Origin of the sequence: Candidatus Foliamicus sp., assembly GCF_965221325.1 — a bacterium.
Lineage (GTDB): Bacteria > Pseudomonadota > Gammaproteobacteria > Steroidobacterales > Foliamicaceae > Foliamicus.
Window position 1 is genome coordinate 1,908,149 of the sequence record NZ_OZ244880.1, and the last position, 21,408, is coordinate 1,929,556.

Below are 21,408 nucleotides of genomic sequence, written 5' to 3' on the forward strand. Positions count from 1 at the left end.
CCGATTGCATACGGGCCTATTGCATTGCAGAGCAACAGGCTTGGTTGCGGGCTTGCGCTTTCCGGTTTCCGGACGTGTCTATCGCGGCTGGCTTGCCGCTGCTTGCCGCGCGGATTAGGGGCTATGGAACAAGAAGTGCAGCCGTTTGCCGCGTTGCTTCCGCGTCCGGCAATAGTTTCTTCTCGGCGGCTTGTTCGCGCTTGATGCGAGTCCCCAGCTCGCTGGCATATGCGGCGTCCCCCGACTGTTCGGCAATCGCGCGCAACGCGCGCATCACGCCCAGGCCCCGGTCCAGCCCGGCTGTGCGCAAGAGATCAAGAAGCTGTGGTCCTTCTTCGGACTCCTGATACATACTCAGCAGCGTCTGCTGCTGCTGCCAGGGCAGACGCCCCTGTTCGAGCTTGTCGGCCACCAATTCCAGCGGCAGGGAAGTTTCGCCGGACTGCGCCAGAGACGCCAGCAGTTCCAGGCTCTCGCCGCTCAGCGGACGACCGCCGGCATCGATGCTTCGCAGTATGCGATCCAGCAATTCGCGGCGCCGCGCGGGGTCCGCATCGACGATTGCGCGCATCCCCAGCGGCGCCAGCAATTTGACCACCCCGTCCTGATGCACCTGGCCGCTTTCCAGCCAATCCAGCAGCGTATCGGTCGCCGCGGCGGCCCACGCCGCAGCATCGGGCCAAGCGTCCGCACTGGCCGGAAACAGGCGCTCGAGCCGGGTCAGTATTTCTCCCGCTGCGTCAAACTCCTGCTGTTCGTATTCGTAGGGTTGCCGAGCGGCTGGCAGCCCGTATAGCTGGACGAGCGCCCTCGTGGCCTCCGACGCCAGGAACCTTTGCGGGTCTTGCAACTCCTGCTGCGAGATTGGGCCGGGGCCCTCTTCCATCAGCATGGCGCCCAAAATCTCGGCGCCTCGGTCCAGGTTCCCGGCCTTCGCATGGCCGCGCGCCAACTCCACCGCCTTGACCGCGCCCATCGAGAAAAGTTGTTTCGGGAGCTCCAAGGCGCTCGGGTAGCGGCGCCCGAGTTGTCCAAAAAGTTCCTCCGGCGGGTACACCTGATCCAGCGCGGCCAGTGCAAAGGCATCGAAAAGCAACGCGGCTCCGGGATGCTCGTCCGCCCGCTGCGCCAGCGGTAGAACGGCGTTCACCACCTCCCGCGCCGCATCCGGCGGCAGCCGCGCGGCAACCTCTCCGATCAGCTCCAGGAGATTGGGCAGACTCGGATCCGCCTGGCCGAAAAAGAACGCGCGCCGAGGTTCGCCAAACTCGTTATGCGAAATCCTGCGCGCTGCCGTCAGCTTGTAGTAATCCACCGCCTGTGCCACGGCACCGGCTGTTGCAAAAACGCGCGCGGCGAGCAGCAATTGATAGGGCGCCGGATCGGCGGAGAAAGCAGCCAGGCGCTTTTCAAACGCCTCAATATCTCCAGGTGCGAACTCGACTTGTTCCCGGTCGCGCAACAGCATCCACAGCGTAAGATCGTGGTCGTTCATTTCCCCGGCACGCAGGCGTGTCCACAGTTCGCGCATGCGCTCTCCGCCGTCGAGCGCATCGGCCAGGTAGCCATAAAGCGGACGAAAATCACGGCGTTCCCTGTCCGGCAATGCGCGCAGGAAACCGTCCAGTTCCGCGGCGCCGTAAGAGGCCTCGGCCACCGCGTCCATAACCAAGCGCGGCTCGGTTGATGGTCCTTCCAGGGCGCCACGCGCAATGGCCATTGGCGTTGCGGGTCTCTGCAAAATGTATGCTCCGCCCACAAGTCCCGAGGCTGGCGACGCCGGGGAATTTTGCCCCGGCGGGGGCAGTGGAGCATTCAACAGGTTCCCCGCCAGCGCGGCAACAGGCATGCTGCCGGGAGGAAATCCGTAAGGCGAGCTGCGGGGAAGCAACAGGCTCCGCCAAGCCTCGCGCAGAGCCTGCCGGCCAAGTTCATCATCCTGCGCGTTCAGCGCATCGGACAATCGCTGCACGGGGCCTTTACGCCCGCCTGCGGTCCCGCCGGCGAGCGGCATGAAAACGACAGACGCCGTTGCGCCGCTCGGCGCACCCGGCGCCTGCATGGCCTGCAATTGCGAGATGACCGCTCTCATGCCTCCGAAACCGCGCACTTGGGCGCTCAGCGCCCGCTGCAGGATGTCGGCATTACTCAAGTCGGGGCCACCGTCCATGGCCACGGCGAGCGCCTCTTCGAAGCGTTGCTGGGACTTGAGAGACAGGAAGTGCGCCAGGCGCCAGGAATCAGAGCCCGCACCCGCATCGTATAGCTGGGCGATCGCGTCTCCGGCGCGCTGCACATAACCCAGGGACAGCCAGACATTGATCCGGTCCGCCTGGTAGCGGGAGGGATCGGGATCCAGGAGCAGCAGCTTGTCCAGCACCCGACTCTGGCGTTCGAGACGCTCCGGTGTTGGGCTTCGGAAAAAGAAAGGCGACGAGAATTCCCGTTCATAGGCGGCGCGGGCCAGCGCGGAGTCCACAGCATTGCCCGCGGCGATTTCGTCCAGCAATCGCGTCCGCGGCCCTTTCAGCGCCTCCTCCAGCCCGTCAACGAACAAGCGCGAGGGGAATCCGTCCTGCTCCGGCAGGTTGTCCTCGATTTCCACGAGCTGCCGAAAAGCATCCTCGTACCGTTCGGCGTAGAACGCCTCCAGCAGCGGGCGCAAGGAAGGAAAGCCTGGCCAGCGGTTTTCTACATATTCGGTAATGCGGTACAGCACCTGCGTGTTACTCGGCAAAGCGTCCAGGACCAGTACGACTTGGGGTATGGTGCGCAGCGTATTGTCGTCGTTGGCGTCGAGGTTCGACAGGTAGCCAATCGCAATGTCGGTTATATCCTCGCGCTGCGCATCACTCAATTCTTCCCGAAGCAGCTCGCGATAGGCGCGGAGAGCTCCGAAGGGCCTGATGTATATCACCTGGCCGCTTGGCGGCCGCTGTGCCTCGTTGCGCAAGTAGAGGACTCGATCATCGACGCTCGCGCGCTCCACAAGGTATTCCCAGTTGCCGGTGCTGGCGTCGGGTCCAAACGGACTGGGCGGCGGTTCTCCGGTGTCGGCATCAAGCAGCAGCGCGATAACCCGCTCGGGCGGCGCTAGCGGCTGCCCTGCCGCCTCCTCAGCCCTCAGAAGCAATCGTGCATCCCGGCCGATCAGCTCCTTGAGCAAAGCGGGTTGCTCCAGCAAGCTTGAGGAGGTGGCCAACGCCAGCCGCCTGAATTGGGACTCGTCAAGCAACCCCAGCGCATAGCCATAGCCGTCGCGGAAGCCGCCGTCCAGAATCCGCTCGCCCAATAGCGCTTCCAGCTCTTCGTCGGCGCCGTCCAACTGCAGCAATTGCAGTTGCGTCTCGAAATCCTCCCGCTTTTCGGCCAACTCCAATTGGCGCCTTAACGGCGACAGTGCCGCCCGCGCGTCTTCCTCGCCGCGCGCGGTTGCGCCGTCGGGCAGCGGACGGCCCGCAGCGCCATACACTTCCGCCAGGCGCGTGACAAGGGTTGCGTCGCCGCCGAAATGCTTCAGTAACTGACGGTCGGCAGATTGAGCGAACCGGTCGTCATCCAGGAAGAAACCCACCTTGCGGATCAGCCGCGCGCTGCGGTCCAGGCGCGCATAGCGGGCCAGCGGCAGCAAAGGCTCTTCGGCACGCTCTTGAACGTTGCGCAACTCGGCCTCGAATAGGGCCAACAGCTCGGCTTGCGCAGCGGCAGACTCGGCCGCGTCCTGCGGCCAGCTCAGCAACAGCCCTTGCTCCAACGAGGCGTAGTGCTCACGGTATTCGCGCGTAACGGACGTGTCGGTGCGCTGGTTGGTAATCGCTTGCCAGGAGTTCGGATCCACGGGCCGCGCACCCGACGGCAAGACCACGGCCTGACGGCGCAGCAGGCCGCCTATGGCTTCCAGATACCGCTCGAAAGCAACATCCTCGCGGCCGGCCGCCTCATAGAGAAAACCTGTCTTGTGCAGGAGTTCCAAGCTGTCGCGGTTGACGTTCAAAGCGCGGTTGTAGAACAGCCGGGCCTGCTCGCCGTAGCCCGCTTCCTCGAACATGTCTCCCTTGGTTCGGTCGATGTCGATCATCCCGGTGATGTCGTTGATCATCTCGAAGGCGCGCTCGGCCCCCGCGATGTCCTCCCTGGCCAGCAGCGACTTGCCGACGTCGATATACACCTCAGGCGGCAACTGCTGGCGCAGACCCAACAAACGCCGGCCGTAGTTGAGTTGCCGATCGATATCGCCGGCGCCCGTGCTGAAGCCGCCAAAACCCACGTTCGGCGTGGCCATTGTCAAGAGTTCGCGAAGCACGGCAGGCCGCCGCAATCCCGCTTCGGCCAGCGAATTCTCCAAGGCCAGGAACGAGGCTTCGGTGTCGCCCTGCTCGCGGGCGATGTCGGCCAGCAGTTCGTAGAGGTAAAACCGGTTTGCGCGGCGTGCGATGCGCTCCAGAATCACCCGCTTGGTCCAAGCCAGCTTGTCCAGCGCGTCCGGATCGGGTTGCTGAAAGAAAGTGGTGGTGCCGATCAGGTTCAATACGCCATCCACCGCCACCACGAAGTCGTTGTCTTCAACGGCGTTCTCGGCGAAATACTGCAGTATCGCCAGCGCCTCGTCGGTGCGCCCGCTGTTGTCCATGACATCGGCCAGCAGCAGCAGGTTGTCGCTGTTCTCGGGCTGCTCCACCAAGGCTCGGCGATACGCCTCGACCGCCTGATCGACAAACCCGGCGGTCGTAAAAACACTGGCCTCGAACTCGCCCGTCACCGACTCCTCGTCATACGCGCGAAGCTCCGTGATCCAGCGCTGGATCTCCTCGAACCGCTCGTTGGATTCGGTGGCGAGGTCGAAGGTCAAAAGATTGAGGATAATGCTCCGGATGTGATCGATCCGATTCTCTGGATCAATCTCGTACAAGCGCCGCAAGGCCTTGTCGTGGGCCGGATAGTCCTGCAAAAGCATATAGACCTGCGCCAGCAATTGCTGATGACCGATTTCGTCCTCGCCCATGCCGGAGGCATACTCGTCGATGATCTCGGTCGCGGATAACTGGTCGCCGGACTCCACGTAGATCCGAACCAGGAGATTCATGTGGTTGCGGTTGGCTGTGCCCGCCATCAGCATCCCTTCCATTTCCACGGCCATGTCTCCCAGGGCGCCCAGCTCGGCCGCCAACAGCAGCAACTGGCTCTCGGCGAAACTTCGCCGCGCTGGACTCTCCACCCCAACCCAGATGTCGCGCCACAACTCCAGCGACTCGCGCCTGCGATCAACGAGAGCGTATAGCCAGGCCAGGCGCATCTGCTCGTCGTAGCCCAGTTCTCCGCGGACATCGCGTATCGCCTCGAACACGCGCAGCGCCTCGGCCGGGCGGCTCACGCGCTCATAGGCATCGGCAAGCTCCACCAGCTCGGCTGCGTCCGGTGGCAGGAACTCCTCCATACGCGCCAGAACACCCAGGGCGAGTTCGTCGTCGCCACGCTGCAGCCGGCTCTCGAACAGAAACATCAGCGCGCCAAAGTCCGGGCCGTACGCGGCAAGATGGCGCTCGATCATCGCCTCGCTCTCATCCGTGAAGCCCATCGCCAGCATCAGCCCTGCGGCTTGGACCAATACGCCGGCACGCTCGGCGTTGCGCTCCTCCAGGGTTTTCCAAACCGCCAGCGCAGCCGAATTGTCCGCGATGTTGAGATAGTGCGCCGCCAAACCGTCATACCACTGCGGCTCGGACGGCTCGGCGTCCATCATCCGCCGGTACTCGCGGACCATCGCGCCGGTGTCGCCGGCCGCCTCATACAGCGCCACCAACCGGCGCCGCTCGGCAACATCGGCTTCCGAACCTTCCAGTTGACCATACAGTTCGATTGCCTGCGGGTAATCCCTGGTCTCGATCAAGGTCTCGACGCGCAAGCGCAGCAACTCCTGGTCGCCGGCGTCGCGCCCCGCCAAGTCTTCGAGCAATACATCCAACTCATCGGCCGCCCGGTAGGACTCAGCCAGCAGACTCAATGCGTACAGCCGGTCGGCGCGCACCGTCGCCACCGCGTAAGCCAGCCAGGCCTGTTCGCGCGCCAGATCGTGGGCCTCCGCCTTCAGTGCCCAATCGGACAAGCGCAAATGCTGCCGATGCAGGTTGCCGGCCTCGGGCAACGGTTCGTACAAGGCTATGGCGCGCTCGGGCCGGCCCAGCAAGGCCAGCACCACGGCAGCCTGATTGCGGAAGCTCTGGTCGCGCTGAGCAGCCAATTCTTCCAAGGCCTCGACACTGCGCGGACCTACATCCATCATCGCCAGGCGCACCCGGATCAGCCACTGCTCCTCGCCTTCGCCGAAGGCTTCGACCGCGCGCTGATACCACTCCCGGGCCTGTTCCACTTCGCCACCGGCATCCAGCAAGCGCGCCTTCAGAAGCAGTGTTTCAGGCGTTGGCGCACTTTCGAGTGCCTTGTCCGATGACGTTACCGCGTCTTCGATAGCACCGTCGCGCCACTGCAGATGCGCGATCGCGAGTTGAACGGCGGCCTGCCCTTCGGGATTCGGTGCGGCGGCCTGCAACCAGCCGCGCAATCGTGCCACCGCGTCGTCGATGCCGGCGCTGCTGGACACCGCTTCGTTATAGACGGCGGCAAGCTGGTCGGGGTCGAAGGCTTGAGAGGCCTCCAGGGAGGCGATCAATTCGTCGAGGGCGCTGGCGTCTGCCGCCGGCGGAGGGGGCAAGCAGAGGAAGAGGAGACACAGCGCGGGGACAAGAAGCCGCCCGCGCAAGCGTATCGCCTTCGCCAAGGGCGCCAAGGGCCACAAAGCCGCAAGGGCCCTGTTGCGGAGGATGCCGGCACACCGCATCCGTCCGCTTCCTTCGCTGTTGCTCATCGCCGCCATTATCAGCGCGGCCAGCGGCGGTAGAAGATGTCCGCCAGGTAGGCGAGCAGCGCAGCCAGCAGCAGCCACGGCCACAATCGCGTGACATCTTCCGCGCGCAAGCCGCCGCCGGCTTCGATCTGCGCGGCGTCACCGCCGGTCAGCACGACGCCGCCAGTGAGCGCGGCAAGTCCTTCGAGGTCCAGCGCGCCCGCCGGATCGACCTGCGTTTCCGCCCGCCGGTCCGAGTAAGGCGGCAAGGCAATGCGCTGCACTCCCAAACCGCGGTTCGGCCGCACCACGACTCGTATCGCTTCGTCCGGCGCGGCGCGCCAATCGGCCTCGAACAAGCCTGGCGCGGTTTCGGTCAGAGCCGGCAGAGCATCCACAAGCTCGCTGCCGCTTTCATCCGCGAGATTTGCAAGCGGCGCCAGCAGCGGGTCATTCTCATAGCGCCGAACGCGCAATTGCGCCTGGTCTCCCCGGCGCATCAGTTCCAGCTTGAAGGGTTCCTGATCGGAAGCCGTGCGGGCTACGATGCGTCCCAGAAACTCAGCGTAGTCCTGCCATTCGCGCCACCCTTCCGTGCCTTGACCGACCGGCTCTGTCATCAGCGCCGTTACCCGTCCCAACCCGTATCGCCACGAGGACAGCACCGGATAGCGGGCGCCGGCGACGCGAATCAGCATCTCGGCCTGGTCGCGCGGCTCGACCTGGGCGTAGCCGTTCAGCGGCGGCAAGGCCGTTGGATCTACCGGTCCCCACCAGCCCGAGCCGCTAAAGCTGTCCAGCGGGAAACTGCCGCGCTTGTAACGGACCGCCTTGCGGATTGTCGGCCGCTTGAGTATCAACTCCACCAGGCTGAACTGGTTGCCGACACCGTAAAAGCGCCCCTGGCCCCAGTTGGCGATGTCGGACATCACCAGGTTGTGGCCACCCTGCCCGACAAGGATGGTCGATACATTGATATTGTCGCGCGCAATACTCCGCACCATAGCCTCGAAATTGGCGTCCTCAACGCCCGCGTCCGTCAACAGGATGATGTGCTTGAAGCGCGCGTTGATATTCTTCAGCCCATAGTAGGCTTCCTGAATAGCCGGGTAGAGGATCGTGCCGCCTATGGCCTTCATGCGGCCGATGGCGCGGTCGATCTCGATCTTGTTGGAAGCCGGCTGCATCGGCACCGCCCAATGCTTGGCGCCGTAGAACTCGACGATACCGACGCGATCGTGCGGCTGCAGGCGTCGCACGGCGATCCGCGCGATCTGCTTGGCCAGCTCGATGCGGGTGCCGCCCATGGAGCCCGAGGTGTCGATTATGAGAGCCAGCCCCACGCTGGGGTCGCTGATGTCGTCCTCGCCGGTAATCTCGACGGGCAGCAGATCGGCGACCGGCGTTCCGAAGTAGCCGCCGTCGGCGAAGGACGCCTCGCCGCCGCTCTTCATCAGGCCGAGACCTTTGTTCACCACGGCGTCTTCGAGGCGGTCCTGGAATGCTTCCGAAAGCCGGCGGGCGGGAACGTCATCCAGCATTACGAGTTGATAGGGCTCAAGTTCGGCGTCACCGGTCAAGGCACTGGGCTCCAGGGCATCTATTTCGTGCCCAGGACCCAGGATTTCTGCCAGCCGCGTTGCCGCTCCTTGCTGACGCGAACCCAGATACAGGATGCGCAGCGGCGCCTGTATCGCGGCGACGGCCTGTAAACGATTGTTACCGGGATCGTCCGCGGCGCCCGGCGCGACCTGCAGTTCCGCGGTCACATCGAGAAAACCGGGCTCGCCGGCTTCAAAATCCAGTTCCAGATAATGCCGCCCTTCGCCCTCGAAGGGCTCGGAGCGCGCCAACTCTCGCTCGTCCGCCTTCAGCACCAGTTGCATCGGGGCATCCACGCCCACCACCTCGGCGGCGCCCCTAAGCGCTTCTCCCGGACGGGCCGCACTTAATCGCAGCCTGGCCAGAAAGGGATCCGGCGAGGATGCAGCGGGATTGAACACGTGCACGGGAATGTTCCGAGCGGCGAGTTGGGCGGCCGGCCTGGCCCAATCACGGGTGGTGGCCAGGCCATCGGAAATCAGAACAACGGAACCGCGCTGCCCGCGCGGAATCGACTGAGCCGCGATATCAAGCGCCGCCGCCAGCGGCGACGCATTGCGCGCTTCCGGCAGGATCCGCCGCGCCGCATTCTCGCCCGCGGCACTCTCAATGTCCTCGGCGCCTAATTCAATCACTGTCGCGTCGCCGCGCCCGGCCAGACCGGCGACCAGCGCGGAGGCCATCTGCGCGCCTCGGCTGCGCTCCGCCGCAGACATGCTGGCGGTATCGTCCAGCACCAGAACATGCCGTTCCCGCTCCACCTCAAGCACCGTAACCGGCTGCATTAGCGCGGCGATCAACAGGACGAACAGCAGCGACCGGATTACTCCATGCCCGACCGTGCGTGGCCGGGACGGCCAGAACCACAAACCCGGAACGGCCAGCAGCAGCAGTGCTGCCCAGGGATAAGTAAAGGCAACGCTGGGCATCACGAGGCAGACACCTCGAAAACCATTACGGCATCATTCCCCGCTGGTAGGCGTACCATTCGCCTACCAGCAGCGCCAGCGCTGCAAGAATCAGCAGCAGGACAAGCAGCGAAGGACCGGCCAGGCCGGCGGCCTCGACCGAGAACGCAGGCAGTTCCACGCCCGGCTGTCCCAGCGTAACTGCCGTGCTCAACAGCGATATCGGATAGGCAGGCCCGCCGCCGGCCGGCTCAAGCATTCCTGCGCGGGGCGGCGGCAGGGCCGCGCCCAGCAGACGGGTTGCGCTATTGTCCGGGGCCGTCAACGCAAAGTCCGTCGATTCCTCGGGCGCGGTGCGGCCCGCGGCAAGATAGGCATAGACGGCATCCGTCTCGACCAGCCAGCGGGCGGCGCGGGAAACGAACAGCGGAAACGCCCTTGAGGCCGTGAAGTTGAAACGTTCGTCGAGCAGTTCCAGCCAAGCCTCTACCCGCCGGGACTCGCCGGCAGTCACCCGCACACCGACCGGTCTGGCAGCTTCCGTGGCCAATCCCGCGCCATCAATCAGGTTCAGCCCCAACCCCTGCAGAATATCGCGCAACGCCAGTTCCGCCGCCGAATTGCCCTTGTATTGAATCTCGAAGGCGGTCTCCTGCTCGCTCATGGGCGCAAACTCAAGCGCCGGAAGATCGCCGCCGTAGACCTCGTCGGTCTGTCGGAAGACCACGTCCGCATCCTCCTCGGCCAGCGTCAGGCCCGGATCGGCGCGCACTGCGTCTTCCAGAACGGAACCCAGCGAGGCGGAAACGGCAACCTTGAGCTGGCGGCGCGCGGGCAGGCGCAATTGCGCGGTATCGTCCGCCGGCAAGGCGTCCTCGCCGGCGATGCGCGCTTCGAGCAATCCGCCGCGGGCCGGAACATCGCGCAGCACCAGGCCATCCGGCGCAGCCCTCTCCATCCGTACGCCGCTCAGCGGCGCGCCGTCGAGGCTTAGCTGCACATCGGAAGGTCCCGTGCTGAGGTTGCCGGTGGACGCCAAGCGCAGCAGCACATCCACGGCGTCCCAGCGTCCGGAAGCAGCGGCGCCCAGGCCCAAGACCACGATGCCGCGATTTGGTCCTGGCTCGTCAAAGCCTTGAGCGCGCTGAACCCGAAGACCCTCCGGGAGACCCTCCAGCGCTTCGACACTGACAGGAGCGCGGCCATAAATGATCAGGCGCACCGATTCGGGGTAGGCGCCGGGCAGTGCCAGAAGACGGATCTGCTCTTCCACGGCCGAGGGCGCCCCATCGGGAGCAAGCCCGTCGAGCCGGCGCTCGAACAATAGGCTGGCCTCTCCCGCATCCAGCAATTTCTGGTTCCAGGCTCCGCCCCAGATGACCTCGCGCCGATTTTCCGCAATGCCTCGCAAGTCTTCGCGCAGGCTCTCAATGGCGCGCTGAAGGTCTCCCGGCGCGGACATATGCGCCGACCCATCCAGGAACAACACGTGGTAGTCGCTGCCTTCCGGAGCATCCAGGCGGGGCTCCGCCAGCCCCAGCCACAGCAAGCAGCAGATCAGAAGGCTGAAAAGGTATGCCAGCCAATGACGAAAGCGCCGGCGAAACACGCGCACCGGGGCGTCGCGAACCGCTTCGCGCCAAAGCATCGCCGTCGGAACCGCCACTTCGGTATAGCGGATGCGCAAGCGCTGAACAAGGTACAACAGCCCGGCCAGCCCAGCGACGCCTGCCAGCACCCACGGCCAGGAGAGGTTGGCGAAATTCATATTTCGATGCGGCCGGCCTCGAATGCCGCCGCCAATTGCGGGAGCACCTCGGCATCGGTATTCAAGCGCAGCAATGCCGCGCCGCTTTCCGTGGCGAAGCCGGCAAGGCGCTCGTTGAAGTCATTCACTATCGCGCGGTAACTGGCCAGAACGGCAGGCGTCAGCGACACGTCCACGGCGTCGCCGGACTCGCAGTCCCGAAGACGCACGTCGCCGCGCATTGCGCGGCGCGCAGACGGGTCCAAATCATGTTCGCCGACCAGTTGCACCAGCAGCAGACGGTGCCGGGTCCGGCGCAATGACTCAAGCACGGCGTCGAGGCCGGCGGGGTCGTAGAAATCCGAAATGACCACCAACAGCCCGCGCCGCAGGCGCTGGCGCTGAACACCCTCAATCGCCTGCGCCAGCTCCGTGCCGCCTTGCTCCTCGAGTTCCGCCAGCCGCTCGGCGATCCGCATCAGCCGGCCCGATCCCGAGCCCACCTTGAGCCTCATTTCGAGTTTGTCGGAAAACGAGAACAGTCCGACGCTGTCGTGCTGCGACAAGCTGATGGAGGCCAGAGCCAGAGCCACCTTGAGCGCTATGCCGATTTTGGGCGCAGCTTCGAAATACATGCTGCCGGAACGGTCCACCAGCAGATAGACAGGAAGTTCCTGCCGCTCCTCGAAAACCTTGACGGCCACGCGGCCAAGGCGCCGGTAAATGTTCCAGTCGATGGCGCGGGTATCGTCGCCGGGCACGTAGGCCTTGTAGTCCGCGAATTCCAAGCCGGCCCCCTGATCGCGCGAAAGCTGCTCGGCATGCGGACCGCCGCGCATGATCCGGCGCGCCCAAAGACTGAAACCCTGCAGCGCGGTCAGAAACTCGGTGTCGAAGAATTCCTCAACAGGAGGGGCGGCAACGCCCATTGTCTAGTCTCCTCAACCCCGGAAAGGAAGACGCCTCGCCCACGCCCTCGTTCCCAGGGTCTAAAGTCAGCTCGCCGTATGCGGCGGCTGGACCGCCTCCAGCACATCCTTCACGAGCATGTCCGGCGTTACCCGGTTGGCCTGTGCGTGGAAGTTCACCAGGATGCGGTGGCGCAATACCGGCAACGCCGAAGCGCGAATGTCGTCGGCGCTAACCGAGAAACGGCCGCCCAGCAGCGCGCGCACCTTGCCGGCCAGAATCAGACCCTGCGCGCCGCGCGGGCTGGAGCCCAGCGCCACGTAGGCGCCGATGCTGTCCGGAGCGTAATCGCTGCCGGGCTGGGTGCCCATGATGAGACGAATCGCATAGCCTTGCGCCACATCCGGAACGGCGACCGCGCGCGCCACCGCGCGCAAGCGCGCTATGGCGTCCGCGTCCGTCACGGGTTCGATCTCGATATCCTGCGCGCCGGTGGTGCGCTCGAGAATGGGCGCGTATTCCTCTTCGGCAGGATAGCTCACGATCTGCTTGAACAGGAAGCGGTCCAATTGCGCTTCGGGGAGCGGATAGGTGCCCTCCTGCTCTACCGGGTTCTGCGTGGCCATCACGCTGTACGGCTCTTCCAACCGTATGGTGCGGCGGCCCACGGTCACCTGCCGCTCCTGCATCGCTTCCAGCAGCGCCGACTGGGTCTTGGGCGTAGCGCGGTTGATCTCGTCCGCCAGTACCAGGTTGGCGATCAGCGGCCCCTGCTGGAATGTGAGCTCATGGCCGCCCCGTTCGGTTTCGGTAAGCACCATCGTGCCCTGGATGTCGGCGGGCATCATGTCGGGCGTGAACTGGATCCGCGAGAACTTGAGGTTCAGCGCCTCGCCCAGGGACCGCACCAGCATGGTCTTGCCAAGGCCGGGGACGCCTTCCAGAAGGACATGCCCTCCGCACATCAGCGCGGTGAGAACGCCGTCTATGACTTCTTCCTGACCGACGATCAGCCGGCTCACCTGAGCCTTGACCCGGTTGAAAACTTCGGTGAATTCGGCGGCGCCGGCGCGGGCGCGCTCAGCCACCGCCGCTGCGCTGGTTTTGGTCATTCGTAGTCCTCCGGCGTCTGGCCGCCGTTCGTTCGCTGGGCAAGAAAATAATTGCGCACCACATCCCGGCTCAAGGGCGGAATTTCGCGATGCAGTGTGTGCCCCACCGCCGCGTCGCGCGCAGGCCGTTCCTGCGCCAGTGCCGGATCCGCCTGGCGCTCCTCGGCGCGGCCCTGGTCACTCTGAATTTTCATGCGCCCGGGATTCACCTTGCCTTGCAGGTAATCGGGCAGTGGAACGCCCAACAGCATTGCTGCCACGCCGCGGGTCTTCTTCAATCCCGAAGGTCCGCCGCGGCCATTCTGGTCGTCGCGTTCCTCGTCGCTGTCGGCGGAAGGGGTCAGCGACCGATTAACCGGCGCCTTCCGCTGACTGATCAGCGGCTTGCTCGCGGAACCGGCTTTCTGCTCCTCGTCCTCCTCCTCGTCGCCGAAGTCCGCATCCCCTTCCGGTTCCGGCTGGCGGGTCTTGTCCTGAGCGGCAGCGTGGTCCGACGCAGTCATGCGGCCACCGGACATGCCACCCTTGCCGCCCTTCAATCCCGCGGATTCCTTGGGCTGCTGTTCCGGTTCGGCCGGCGGCTTGGCGGGCTTCCTCGGCCTTTGTTGGCGAGTCTCGGATTCGTTTTCATCCTGCTCCTGCTTTTCCGCGCGCTGTCCGGAAGCGCCGGACTGCGCTTGCCGCGCCTGATTGCTACGCCGGGCTTCCGATCCGGCGGCACTGCGGTTGTTGGCTTGGCGCTGGCTGGAGAGCTGGCGCGTCTCCAGCTCGCCGGGGCGGCTTTCCGCTTCGGGCTTGGGCGCTTCCACTCTCGCGTTGCGCCTGACCTCCAGCGCTGCCGAGCGAGGCTGCGGCGGATCAGGCAGGACTTGCGCCGGCGCGGGAAGCTGGCGCACATCGCCGCTAGCCGCTTCGGCAACCAGCGCCTCGCTGGCGGACAAATCCGACACGGACTGCTGCCCAATCCAGAGCGCGGCAGCAAGCAAGGCCAGGGCCAAGGCGCCGAGCTTGCGGTGCGGTGGGAGCCAGCCCGGCCGGCGGATATCGAGTGGCGGCAAGCTGCGATGCAAAGCGGCCGATGCGTAGCGCCGGGCATCTTCTACCGCCGCGGCTTCAAAATCGCTGCGCTCAGCCTTGGCCAGATACTCGTCCGCCGCCTGCAGACGGTCCTTGATGTTCAAGTCACGATCGTAGAGTGCCAAGCACATGCGGCGGTCCACGCGATGGCGCGCGAATTCGACCAGCACGCAGCCCGCAACCACCAGCACGGGCAGGAACAGCGCAATCAGGATCGTCCCGGCCAGGCCGAAACCCCAGAAGCGCACTCCCGCCGCCGCGCCAACCAATTCGGCCAGCAGAATGGCGCCGCTCACGCAAAGCGCAGTCGGCAACAGCAATCGCAGATAGCGGTCGTACGCACAGCGCAGCACCCAACGCTTGAGGCGCTTGGCGCCTAGCGCGGCGAGACGGTTTAGCTGTTCCTGGAGACCGTCGGCAGCGTGGTCGGCCGGCATAGCGTTAACAGGCCCGTGCCTGCCGTACCTTAGATTAGAGGTTAAGTCTTAGAGCTTAACTGCCTGCTTCCACCAACAGGGGGTCGTCCGCTTCCAGGGAAGGCTTGACGCGTTCCATGCCGGCCCGCGCGCTGTCCTTCAGCGCCTCCGGTCCCTCCAGCAGCGGCGAAGCCGCGCGCTCGTAGTTGGAGTACGCGCGCCGGTAACGCCCCAGGGCTTCGTAAACACGCCCGAGCTCGTGGCGAACCAGACTCTCCTTCTCGGGATCGCCGCTGAAGCCGGCAGCCAGGAAATACTTCCAGGCCTGCTCGGCGTCACCCGCCTGCAGATAGCGGTCGCCAAGCATCAACTGCAGGTCCTGGCGCAGCGCGGGATTATCGGAACGGGAAACGTGTTCCAGTGCCTCCTCGGCCAGCGCCACGATCAACTCCGAGCGCTCGTCGCGGTCTTCAGCGAGGAACAGCGGCTCCAGCGTCTCCTTGAGCCAGTCCGACTTCATGCGGTCCAGCGTCGTCGCAAGGCGGTAATTCACCGCCTCCATCTGCTCTTCGACCGGCGCATTTTCCTCAAGCCCCAACGCGAACATCAACTCCGCCGCCTCGGCGACGTTGCGGTCCTCCGGATTATTCTGGTGAAACGTCCGCAAGGCATCGCGGTCGCGGGTCGCCGCTGCCGAATAAAACTCGAAATCCGCCTCGGAATAGTTGGTGTTAACCACCGGCTCCAGCGCCAGGTAGCCCTGCAGCGGGTTGATCTCCAGCCTGAAAGCCGTCCACAGACTCAATCCAGGAACCAGAAGCCAGTCGGACGACAACTCCGGATCCTGAGAGAAGTCGGCGGGAAACAGCGCCGCCATGCCGGAAAGCGGAACGCGCTGATCGCCCGCGCCAAAGTAGATGTCCGGCACGTCGCCGAACGGGTAACCCAGGCCGCCAGCCAAGGCCGCATTGACATAGCTGTGATAACCCGCGGTATTGAACGCCATCAGGGAACGGTCCCGATCGCCGACACTCAATGGCGCCAGCACCCGGCCGTCCTTGGTGGTGCGCAAGCCGGTAATGATCGACTCTGCCCAAAGCTGCGCATCAGCGGCACTTGCCTCGGCCGCAGGCGTGAACGAGACCTGCCCCTCGGCCAGATTCATGCCCAGTGCGAACTGGCGCAATACGGGACCGCCGAGGATGGCGGATACGTCCACATCCTTCAACTCGACCGAATACTGCCCGCTCAAGTTTTTGAGGAACAGCGTGCATTCCGCGGAAGCCTCGACATCCTCTCTCGGCACCTCGATCCGCATCCCATCGGCCAGGATCTTGATGGTTTCTTCCCCCTCGCCGTATTCCACGTAGCCGAGAATGCAGTTGTAGATCCGCAACGGCTGCTCGTCGGTGTAGTCGAGCACCATGTGGGTTTCCTTGTGAAACTTCTCGGTGCTGAACACCACGCGCACGAGAACGTGATCCCCTATCACCTTGGCCTCGGCGGTGCCTCCGGGGGAGTATCCGACCTGAGCGGCAGCCGGCAGCGCAAGCATGCCCAAACTCACGAACAAGGCAGCAATGCCTAAACGCAATGTATTCGATTTCATCTGTTTCTCTCCCGACTGAAGATTAGATTCTCCCATGCCTCCATGGGTAGATGCGCCAATGGCGTGATTCGTTGCAGTACCAATAAAACACTAACACGAATTTCAATCACATTGGGCGAAAAAAATTGCAGTTCCGGTTATCTCTTGGTCCCCTGCACCGGCGCACCTTCGTCCTGCTGGCCGCCGGCGCCGCCGGTACTACAGCTCCCAGTTGAACTCTACGAACAGCACCTGACCGCGCGCGTCCCAGCGCGACGAGTCGTAGGGCCTGCCCGATAAGAGCGTATCCGGAGGCTCGGCATCCAGAATATTGCGCCCGCCGGCGCGCAACTGAATGCCATTGTCCATGGTGTAACTCAAGGTAAGATCGACGGATATATAGGAATCCACCATCAGGTGCGGTTTGTCCTGCCCCCAGGCCTCGCACCTGCCTACGATCTCCAAGCAAGACCCGGTGTTGTTGTTCAGGTAGCTCGGAGTGTAGTAAACGAAAAGGTCGCCGGCCCAGCGCTCTCGGTACCAGGTCAATTGACCGGACAGCCGGTATTTGTCGCTACCCAGAACGGTGCCCTCCCGGCGTATGGGTTCGCTGTCTTCCGTAATCTGGAAGGTTTCGTCCAGCACCCGCGTGTACATGAGCCGGGGCGTGAAATCGCCCCAGGACGTATTGAAGTTGAAAGCAAACTCGGTAGTGATGATCTCGCTGGTCTTGCTCGCTATGTTGATCGGTCTGGATCTGCGGAACAAGGTTGCATTTCCTTCGGCGTCCCGTTCGACAACATCAGGCAGCGCGAATATTACTTCCGGGTAATCGCGGAACAGGCCGCCCACGTTCTCGATCTTGTCGAAAAATTCGATCTTCGACCAGTCCAGCGTCCAGCGAAAACCGGGCAGCCCCGCAGGCGTCCAGTCGAAGCTGAATGAGGTGTTCTCTGAGTGTTCCGACTTCGTGTCGGTTGCATTCCTTGCCAACGTGGAGGGAATGATTATGGGTTCGGTGCTGCCTGACGGCTCGAAAGGATCAACATAAGACCAAAAGGTGTAGAACGTGGGATTCGTGAGGCTGAACAAGTCTCCCCACACCGGAGGACGGAACGACTCTGACCAGGAGCCGCGAATCACGAATTCCTCCGTCGGACCGTACTGGATGCCAAACCGTGGACTGGTGGCGGATTGCTTGACGTCAATGATGTTGGGCTCGCCCGGATAGGTCCAGCGCGCGTTCACGTAGTCATAGACCGGATCGACGCCGCCGTCGGCGCCTTCCGTCTTGTAAGTATCGCGCCTGGCCTGCAGGCTCAACACGAGCGAATCAAGGCCGGGGCGGGCATTCCGCTCGCCGACCAAGGGCACCGCGAATTCGGCGAAATATGCGCTTGCCTTGCGGGTGGGCCGGGCCACGCCGATGCGCTCGAAGCGACCCTCTCTGTATTCGCCCTCGCCCGCGATCAGCGTGACCTCGCGGTAAATCGTTTCTTCGCGAAACTCGGCGCCCAGCGCGTAACTGATCGGACCGCCCCACAACTCCAGAAACTGGCCGCGCAGCAGCGGTTCCATGGCCTGAGTCTTGGTAACGCTATCGGACGGAAGGGGGTAGGCGTCGGTATTGTATAGGCTCCCCAGTTCGGGGCTTTGCACGGAGCCGTCGCCGAACAGGTTGATCGCCACGCTGGGGTCGGAACTGGCCAGCAATTCCACCATCCGGTCGTACAACGGGTTCATCGGGTCCACCAGCCCGGGACCGTTCAGCTTGAATTGGTGCTGGTAACGGACAGACTTGGATCGGGTTGCGTTGAACTCGAAGCTCGTTGTGTCGGCAATGTTCCAAATCAATCCGGCGGAAAGGGAACGCTGGCGATTGCCTGACGTGGAATATTCCTCGCGCAGCGAACCGGATTCGATCTCCGCGATCGGATAGTAGGTCACCAGCACGTCTTTGCCAAAGGGATTGAAGGCATTGCTGGCTGGCACCGGCCAATTGAACATCCGGGTATTCTGATTGCGCGTCGAGACGTTGTTCGAATACAGAAAATCCGCATACAGACGCAGATCTTCGGTCACGTACTGCTCCAGGTAGAAAGTTCCCGAATCGTTGCGCGTGTGTTCCCCGTTTTGTGGCTCAACCACGTCGGCGGGAACGATATTGGTGGTGAAGTCATCGACCGTGGCGCCCACTCCGCTGTGACCTTGCGGAAGCTGGTAGGTGGTGTACGGAAAGCCGCAAAATGTGCCCGAAGGATAGGTGATCGTACTGGGGCATACCACACCCGGCTGACCAACACGGTCATCGCGAGAGTCGAACTCGACGCCGTAGCGGTCGCGATAGTCGTAGCTGGTCCAACCGGTTTTTTCGTTAGTTATGGGCTGTGAAGAATCGCGCGACAGCACGGCGGTTAGCTGGCCGCTGCCCCAACCGTAACCACCCTGGAAGGCAACCTTGCTCGCGTCGGCGTCCGTGGAGCTGTATTCGTCTCGAATCTGCACGGAGGCGCCGGTGTAGTTTTTCTTGGTGATGAAGTTCACCACTCCGCCGATCGCGTCGGCGCCATAGACGGCCGAGGAGCCGTCTAATTGGATATCCACGCGCTCTATGGCCGAAAGCGGCACATTGACGAGATTGGCGTAGTTGTCCTCGACGCCGGCCACTCCCGCCGTTCGCCGGCCATTCAGAAGCACCAGCGTATTCGCCGATCCAAGGGCGCGCAGGTTGACCGTCGAGATTCCAACATTGATCCCGCCTGTCCTGAATTCTTCCGTGTCGCTGGCGCCTACGGGGTTGTCATTGTTTTGCGTGGTCGTGCCCGCGTAGGCGAATGGCAGCGTCCGGAAAAGTTCTTCCACCGTGGTGACGCCGCGCGCCCTGATGTCCTCGGCGGTGAAGCTGAAAACCCGGACGGTCGGGTCACCCATCATAAGCCGCGAACCCGTAACCGTTTGCTGGGCGATTTCGAGCGGATCCTCGTTCTCCACTTGCGGGGAGGAGGAGGAATCCGCCGCCTCTGCATCTTGCGCTTCATCGGCCTGACTTTCCTGCCGAACCAAAACTACAGACTCCGAGGCGTATTCGTATTCCAGACCTGTGTCGGTCAAGAGTGCTGCCAGGGCATCCTCGAACTGATAGTCGCCCTTCAACCCATCTACCTTGATCTCGGCGCCGGCTTGATCGGACACCAGGATCTGCACGCCTGACGATCCGGCCAGCTCCATCAGCGCCTGTCCCGCCGGCTGCGGTTCAATGTTCAGCGTGAACACCTCGGCATCCTGCGCCTGAGCGCCCGCCGCAGCCCATGCCAGCGATACAGCCGCCAGAGCCTGCACACCCCGGCTCCTCAGGATTTCCAGGTCAATCCTCATCTTTCCAACCTCTTCAGTTCCATTAAAACTGGGCCCCACCTCTTTCGGAGGTACCAGGCCGCTCCGCACCGGAAATAACGATCCGGTCATAGTGCCGAGTCACCTTGATCGGCAACAATTTCTCGAAGGCAAGAAGCGCGGATTCCAGTTCCGTAACGCTTACTGCCGCATAAACGTGCAAATCCATCACTCCCGCATCCTCAATGAGGATCTTCCTGCGGGTGTAGCGATTCAACTCCTTGACGACGTCAACAAGGGGCTCCCGGTAGAACTTGAGCAATCCGCTGCGCCAACCCGCATATCCTTCCATGGACTGCGGCTTGAACACCGTCACTTCGTTGCTGCTCAAGTCGAGTTCCGCCACCCAGCCTGTCTCGACCCGGCGTTGCGCAACCGCCGATAGCGTCGGGGCCTGGCCGGCGATGGCGAACGGAGGCCCCACAGCCGCAGACTCGGCGGTGGCGTCATGGAAAACCACGACCCCTTCCAGCACCGCGACGCTATATTGCCCAGGCTGCTTGCGAACGTTAAAGGCCGTGCCCAGCGCGGTTACCGAGCGCACTCCTAGCTCGACCTTGAATGGGCGCTCTGGATCATCGGCCACCTCGAAGAAGGCTTCGCCGCGCTCCAGCAACACCCGGCGTTGCTCCGCGCTGTAGTCCACCAGGAGCTGTCCGGCGGTGTTGAGGGTCACCACGCTGCCGTCTGCCAGCTCAATCGCCTTTTGTTCACCCACGCGGGTGAAGTGCTTCTCCAACTGGGGCGCGTCCGCCGCATTCCAGTCCGCGAAGTAGAGCAATCCAGAGGCAACCGCCAACGCCACGCCGGCGGCCAAGCCCAGAGACACCCGGCGCTTGGACCGGCGCAGGGTGTGCACCCCCGCGGGCTCATCCGCGATCGCAGCAATTGCCGAATCGCCGGCCAGGCCTTCCATCCGGGCATGCACTGCAAGGGCGCCGAGAAGTTCTTCGCGATACGCGGGATCGATCTTCGCGCGCGAACGCATCGCCGCGGCTTCCGCTTCCGACAATCGACCCGACCAAAGGCGCAGCAGCGAGTATTCCACCCCGCCACGCATGACCTCCCGAAGATTGTTCAGCACTTCTCTTGCCCCGCCGTTTCAATCGCTGCACGCGCCTTGCGTATGCGTTTCATCGCCTGAGAAATGAAGTACTCCACCTGCTTTACCGTCACTCCCATATGCAAGGCTATGTCGCCGTAGCTCATATTGCGGAACCGGTGCAGAACGAATGCGCGTCTCCACTTGGGACGCATATCCATGATGACGGACCATATCGCCTCCAGCTCCAACTGCGCCACAACAATCTGCTCCGGAGTGCGTTCGTCCACGCGGCCGCCGTCATGATCGTGCTCAACTTCGGAGTGCGCCTTGCGCAACATGGACTTGCGCAGCCGATCAACGACCAGGTTGTTGGCCATGGTCAGAAGGTATGCCCGGTTGCTGCCTGTAGACTCGGACATCTTGTCTTCCAACCTATCCAGGCCCATCAGCCGCATGAACAACTGCTGTACGACATCGTCGATCTCCTGGTCCGGTACCAGCCGTCCTTTCAGAAACAGGCGCACCGCTTGCGCGTGGCGATCAAACAAGCGTTGGACCAATTGACTGCGGCTTGCGCTTTCGCGCGAAGCAAGGTCGACTACGTTGTCTTGCCGGGGTTTGAGCGCAGTGTTGTTGATGACAGACCTCCTCCCCTTTATAAACGAGCCAAGTTGAATTTTCCCTGAATTTCTCGACGCCCTGCAATTTCGCTGGCAGGCGCCGTTCCCGTCAGGGTAAGATCACGGCCATCGACCAATCAGTCTGGGGTT

The 21,408-nt window shown here is 63.4% G+C and carries 10 protein-coding genes; all 10 read right to left on the minus strand.

What is annotated here, in order from left to right:
- Positions 1-121: 121 nt before the first annotated feature.
- The 10 genes from ACWCOO_RS08220 to ACWCOO_RS08265 all read right to left on the minus strand — a co-directional run bounded on the left by ACWCOO_RS08220 (position 122) and on the right by ACWCOO_RS08265 (position 21,186).
- Positions 122-6,862, minus strand: coding sequence for a tetratricopeptide repeat protein (locus tag ACWCOO_RS08220; protein ID WP_446830509.1), 6,741 nt, complete (start codon positions 6,860-6,862; stop codon positions 122-124).
- A gap of 11 nt (positions 6,863-6,873) precedes the next feature.
- Positions 6,874-9,372 (minus strand): VWA domain-containing protein, encoded by a 2,499-nt coding sequence (locus ACWCOO_RS08225; protein WP_446832023.1) that lies wholly within the window; start codon positions 9,370-9,372, stop codon positions 6,874-6,876.
- A 25-nt stretch (positions 9,373-9,397) separates the two neighbouring features.
- The gene (locus ACWCOO_RS08230) at positions 9,398-11,119 is read right to left on the minus strand and encodes a BatA domain-containing protein (protein ID WP_446830510.1); all 1,722 of its coding nucleotides are present in this window, start codon (positions 11,117-11,119) and stop codon (positions 9,398-9,400) included.
- A complete protein-coding gene (locus tag ACWCOO_RS08235) occupies positions 11,116-12,027 on the minus strand; it encodes a DUF58 domain-containing protein (RefSeq protein WP_446830511.1) in 912 nt (303 codons plus the stop codon). Before ACWCOO_RS08235 ends, ACWCOO_RS08230 begins: the two co-directional genes overlap by 4 nt.
- Before the next feature lie 66 nt (positions 12,028-12,093).
- Positions 12,094-13,119 (minus strand): AAA family ATPase, encoded by a 1,026-nt coding sequence (locus ACWCOO_RS08240; protein WP_446830512.1) that lies wholly within the window; start codon positions 13,117-13,119, stop codon positions 12,094-12,096.
- A complete protein-coding gene (locus ACWCOO_RS08245) occupies positions 13,116-14,633 on the minus strand; it encodes a hypothetical protein (RefSeq protein WP_446830513.1) in 1,518 nt (505 codons plus the stop codon). The genes ACWCOO_RS08240 and ACWCOO_RS08245 overlap by 4 nt, the downstream gene beginning before the upstream one ends.
- Before the next feature lie 55 nt (positions 14,634-14,688).
- Positions 14,689-16,221: a tetratricopeptide repeat protein gene (locus tag ACWCOO_RS08250; RefSeq protein WP_446830514.1), complete on the minus strand. Its 1,533-nt coding sequence runs from the start codon at positions 16,219-16,221 to the stop codon at positions 14,689-14,691.
- Positions 16,222-16,419: 198 nt separating this feature from the next.
- Positions 16,420-19,575 carry a TonB-dependent receptor gene (locus tag ACWCOO_RS08255; protein ID WP_446830515.1) on the minus strand — a complete coding sequence of 1,052 codons (3,156 nt, stop codon included), beginning with the start codon at positions 19,573-19,575 and terminating at the stop codon, positions 16,420-16,422.
- Positions 19,576-19,597: 22 nt separating this feature from the next.
- Positions 19,598-20,677, minus strand: a complete 1,080-nt coding sequence (locus tag ACWCOO_RS08260; protein ID WP_446830516.1) for a FecR family protein — start codon at positions 20,675-20,677, stop codon at positions 19,598-19,600.
- Positions 20,671-21,186: an RNA polymerase sigma factor gene (locus tag ACWCOO_RS08265; RefSeq protein WP_446830517.1), complete on the minus strand. Its 516-nt coding sequence runs from the start codon at positions 21,184-21,186 to the stop codon at positions 20,671-20,673. Before ACWCOO_RS08265 ends, ACWCOO_RS08260 begins: the two co-directional genes overlap by 7 nt.
- Between the last annotated feature and the right edge of the window lie 222 nt (positions 21,187-21,408).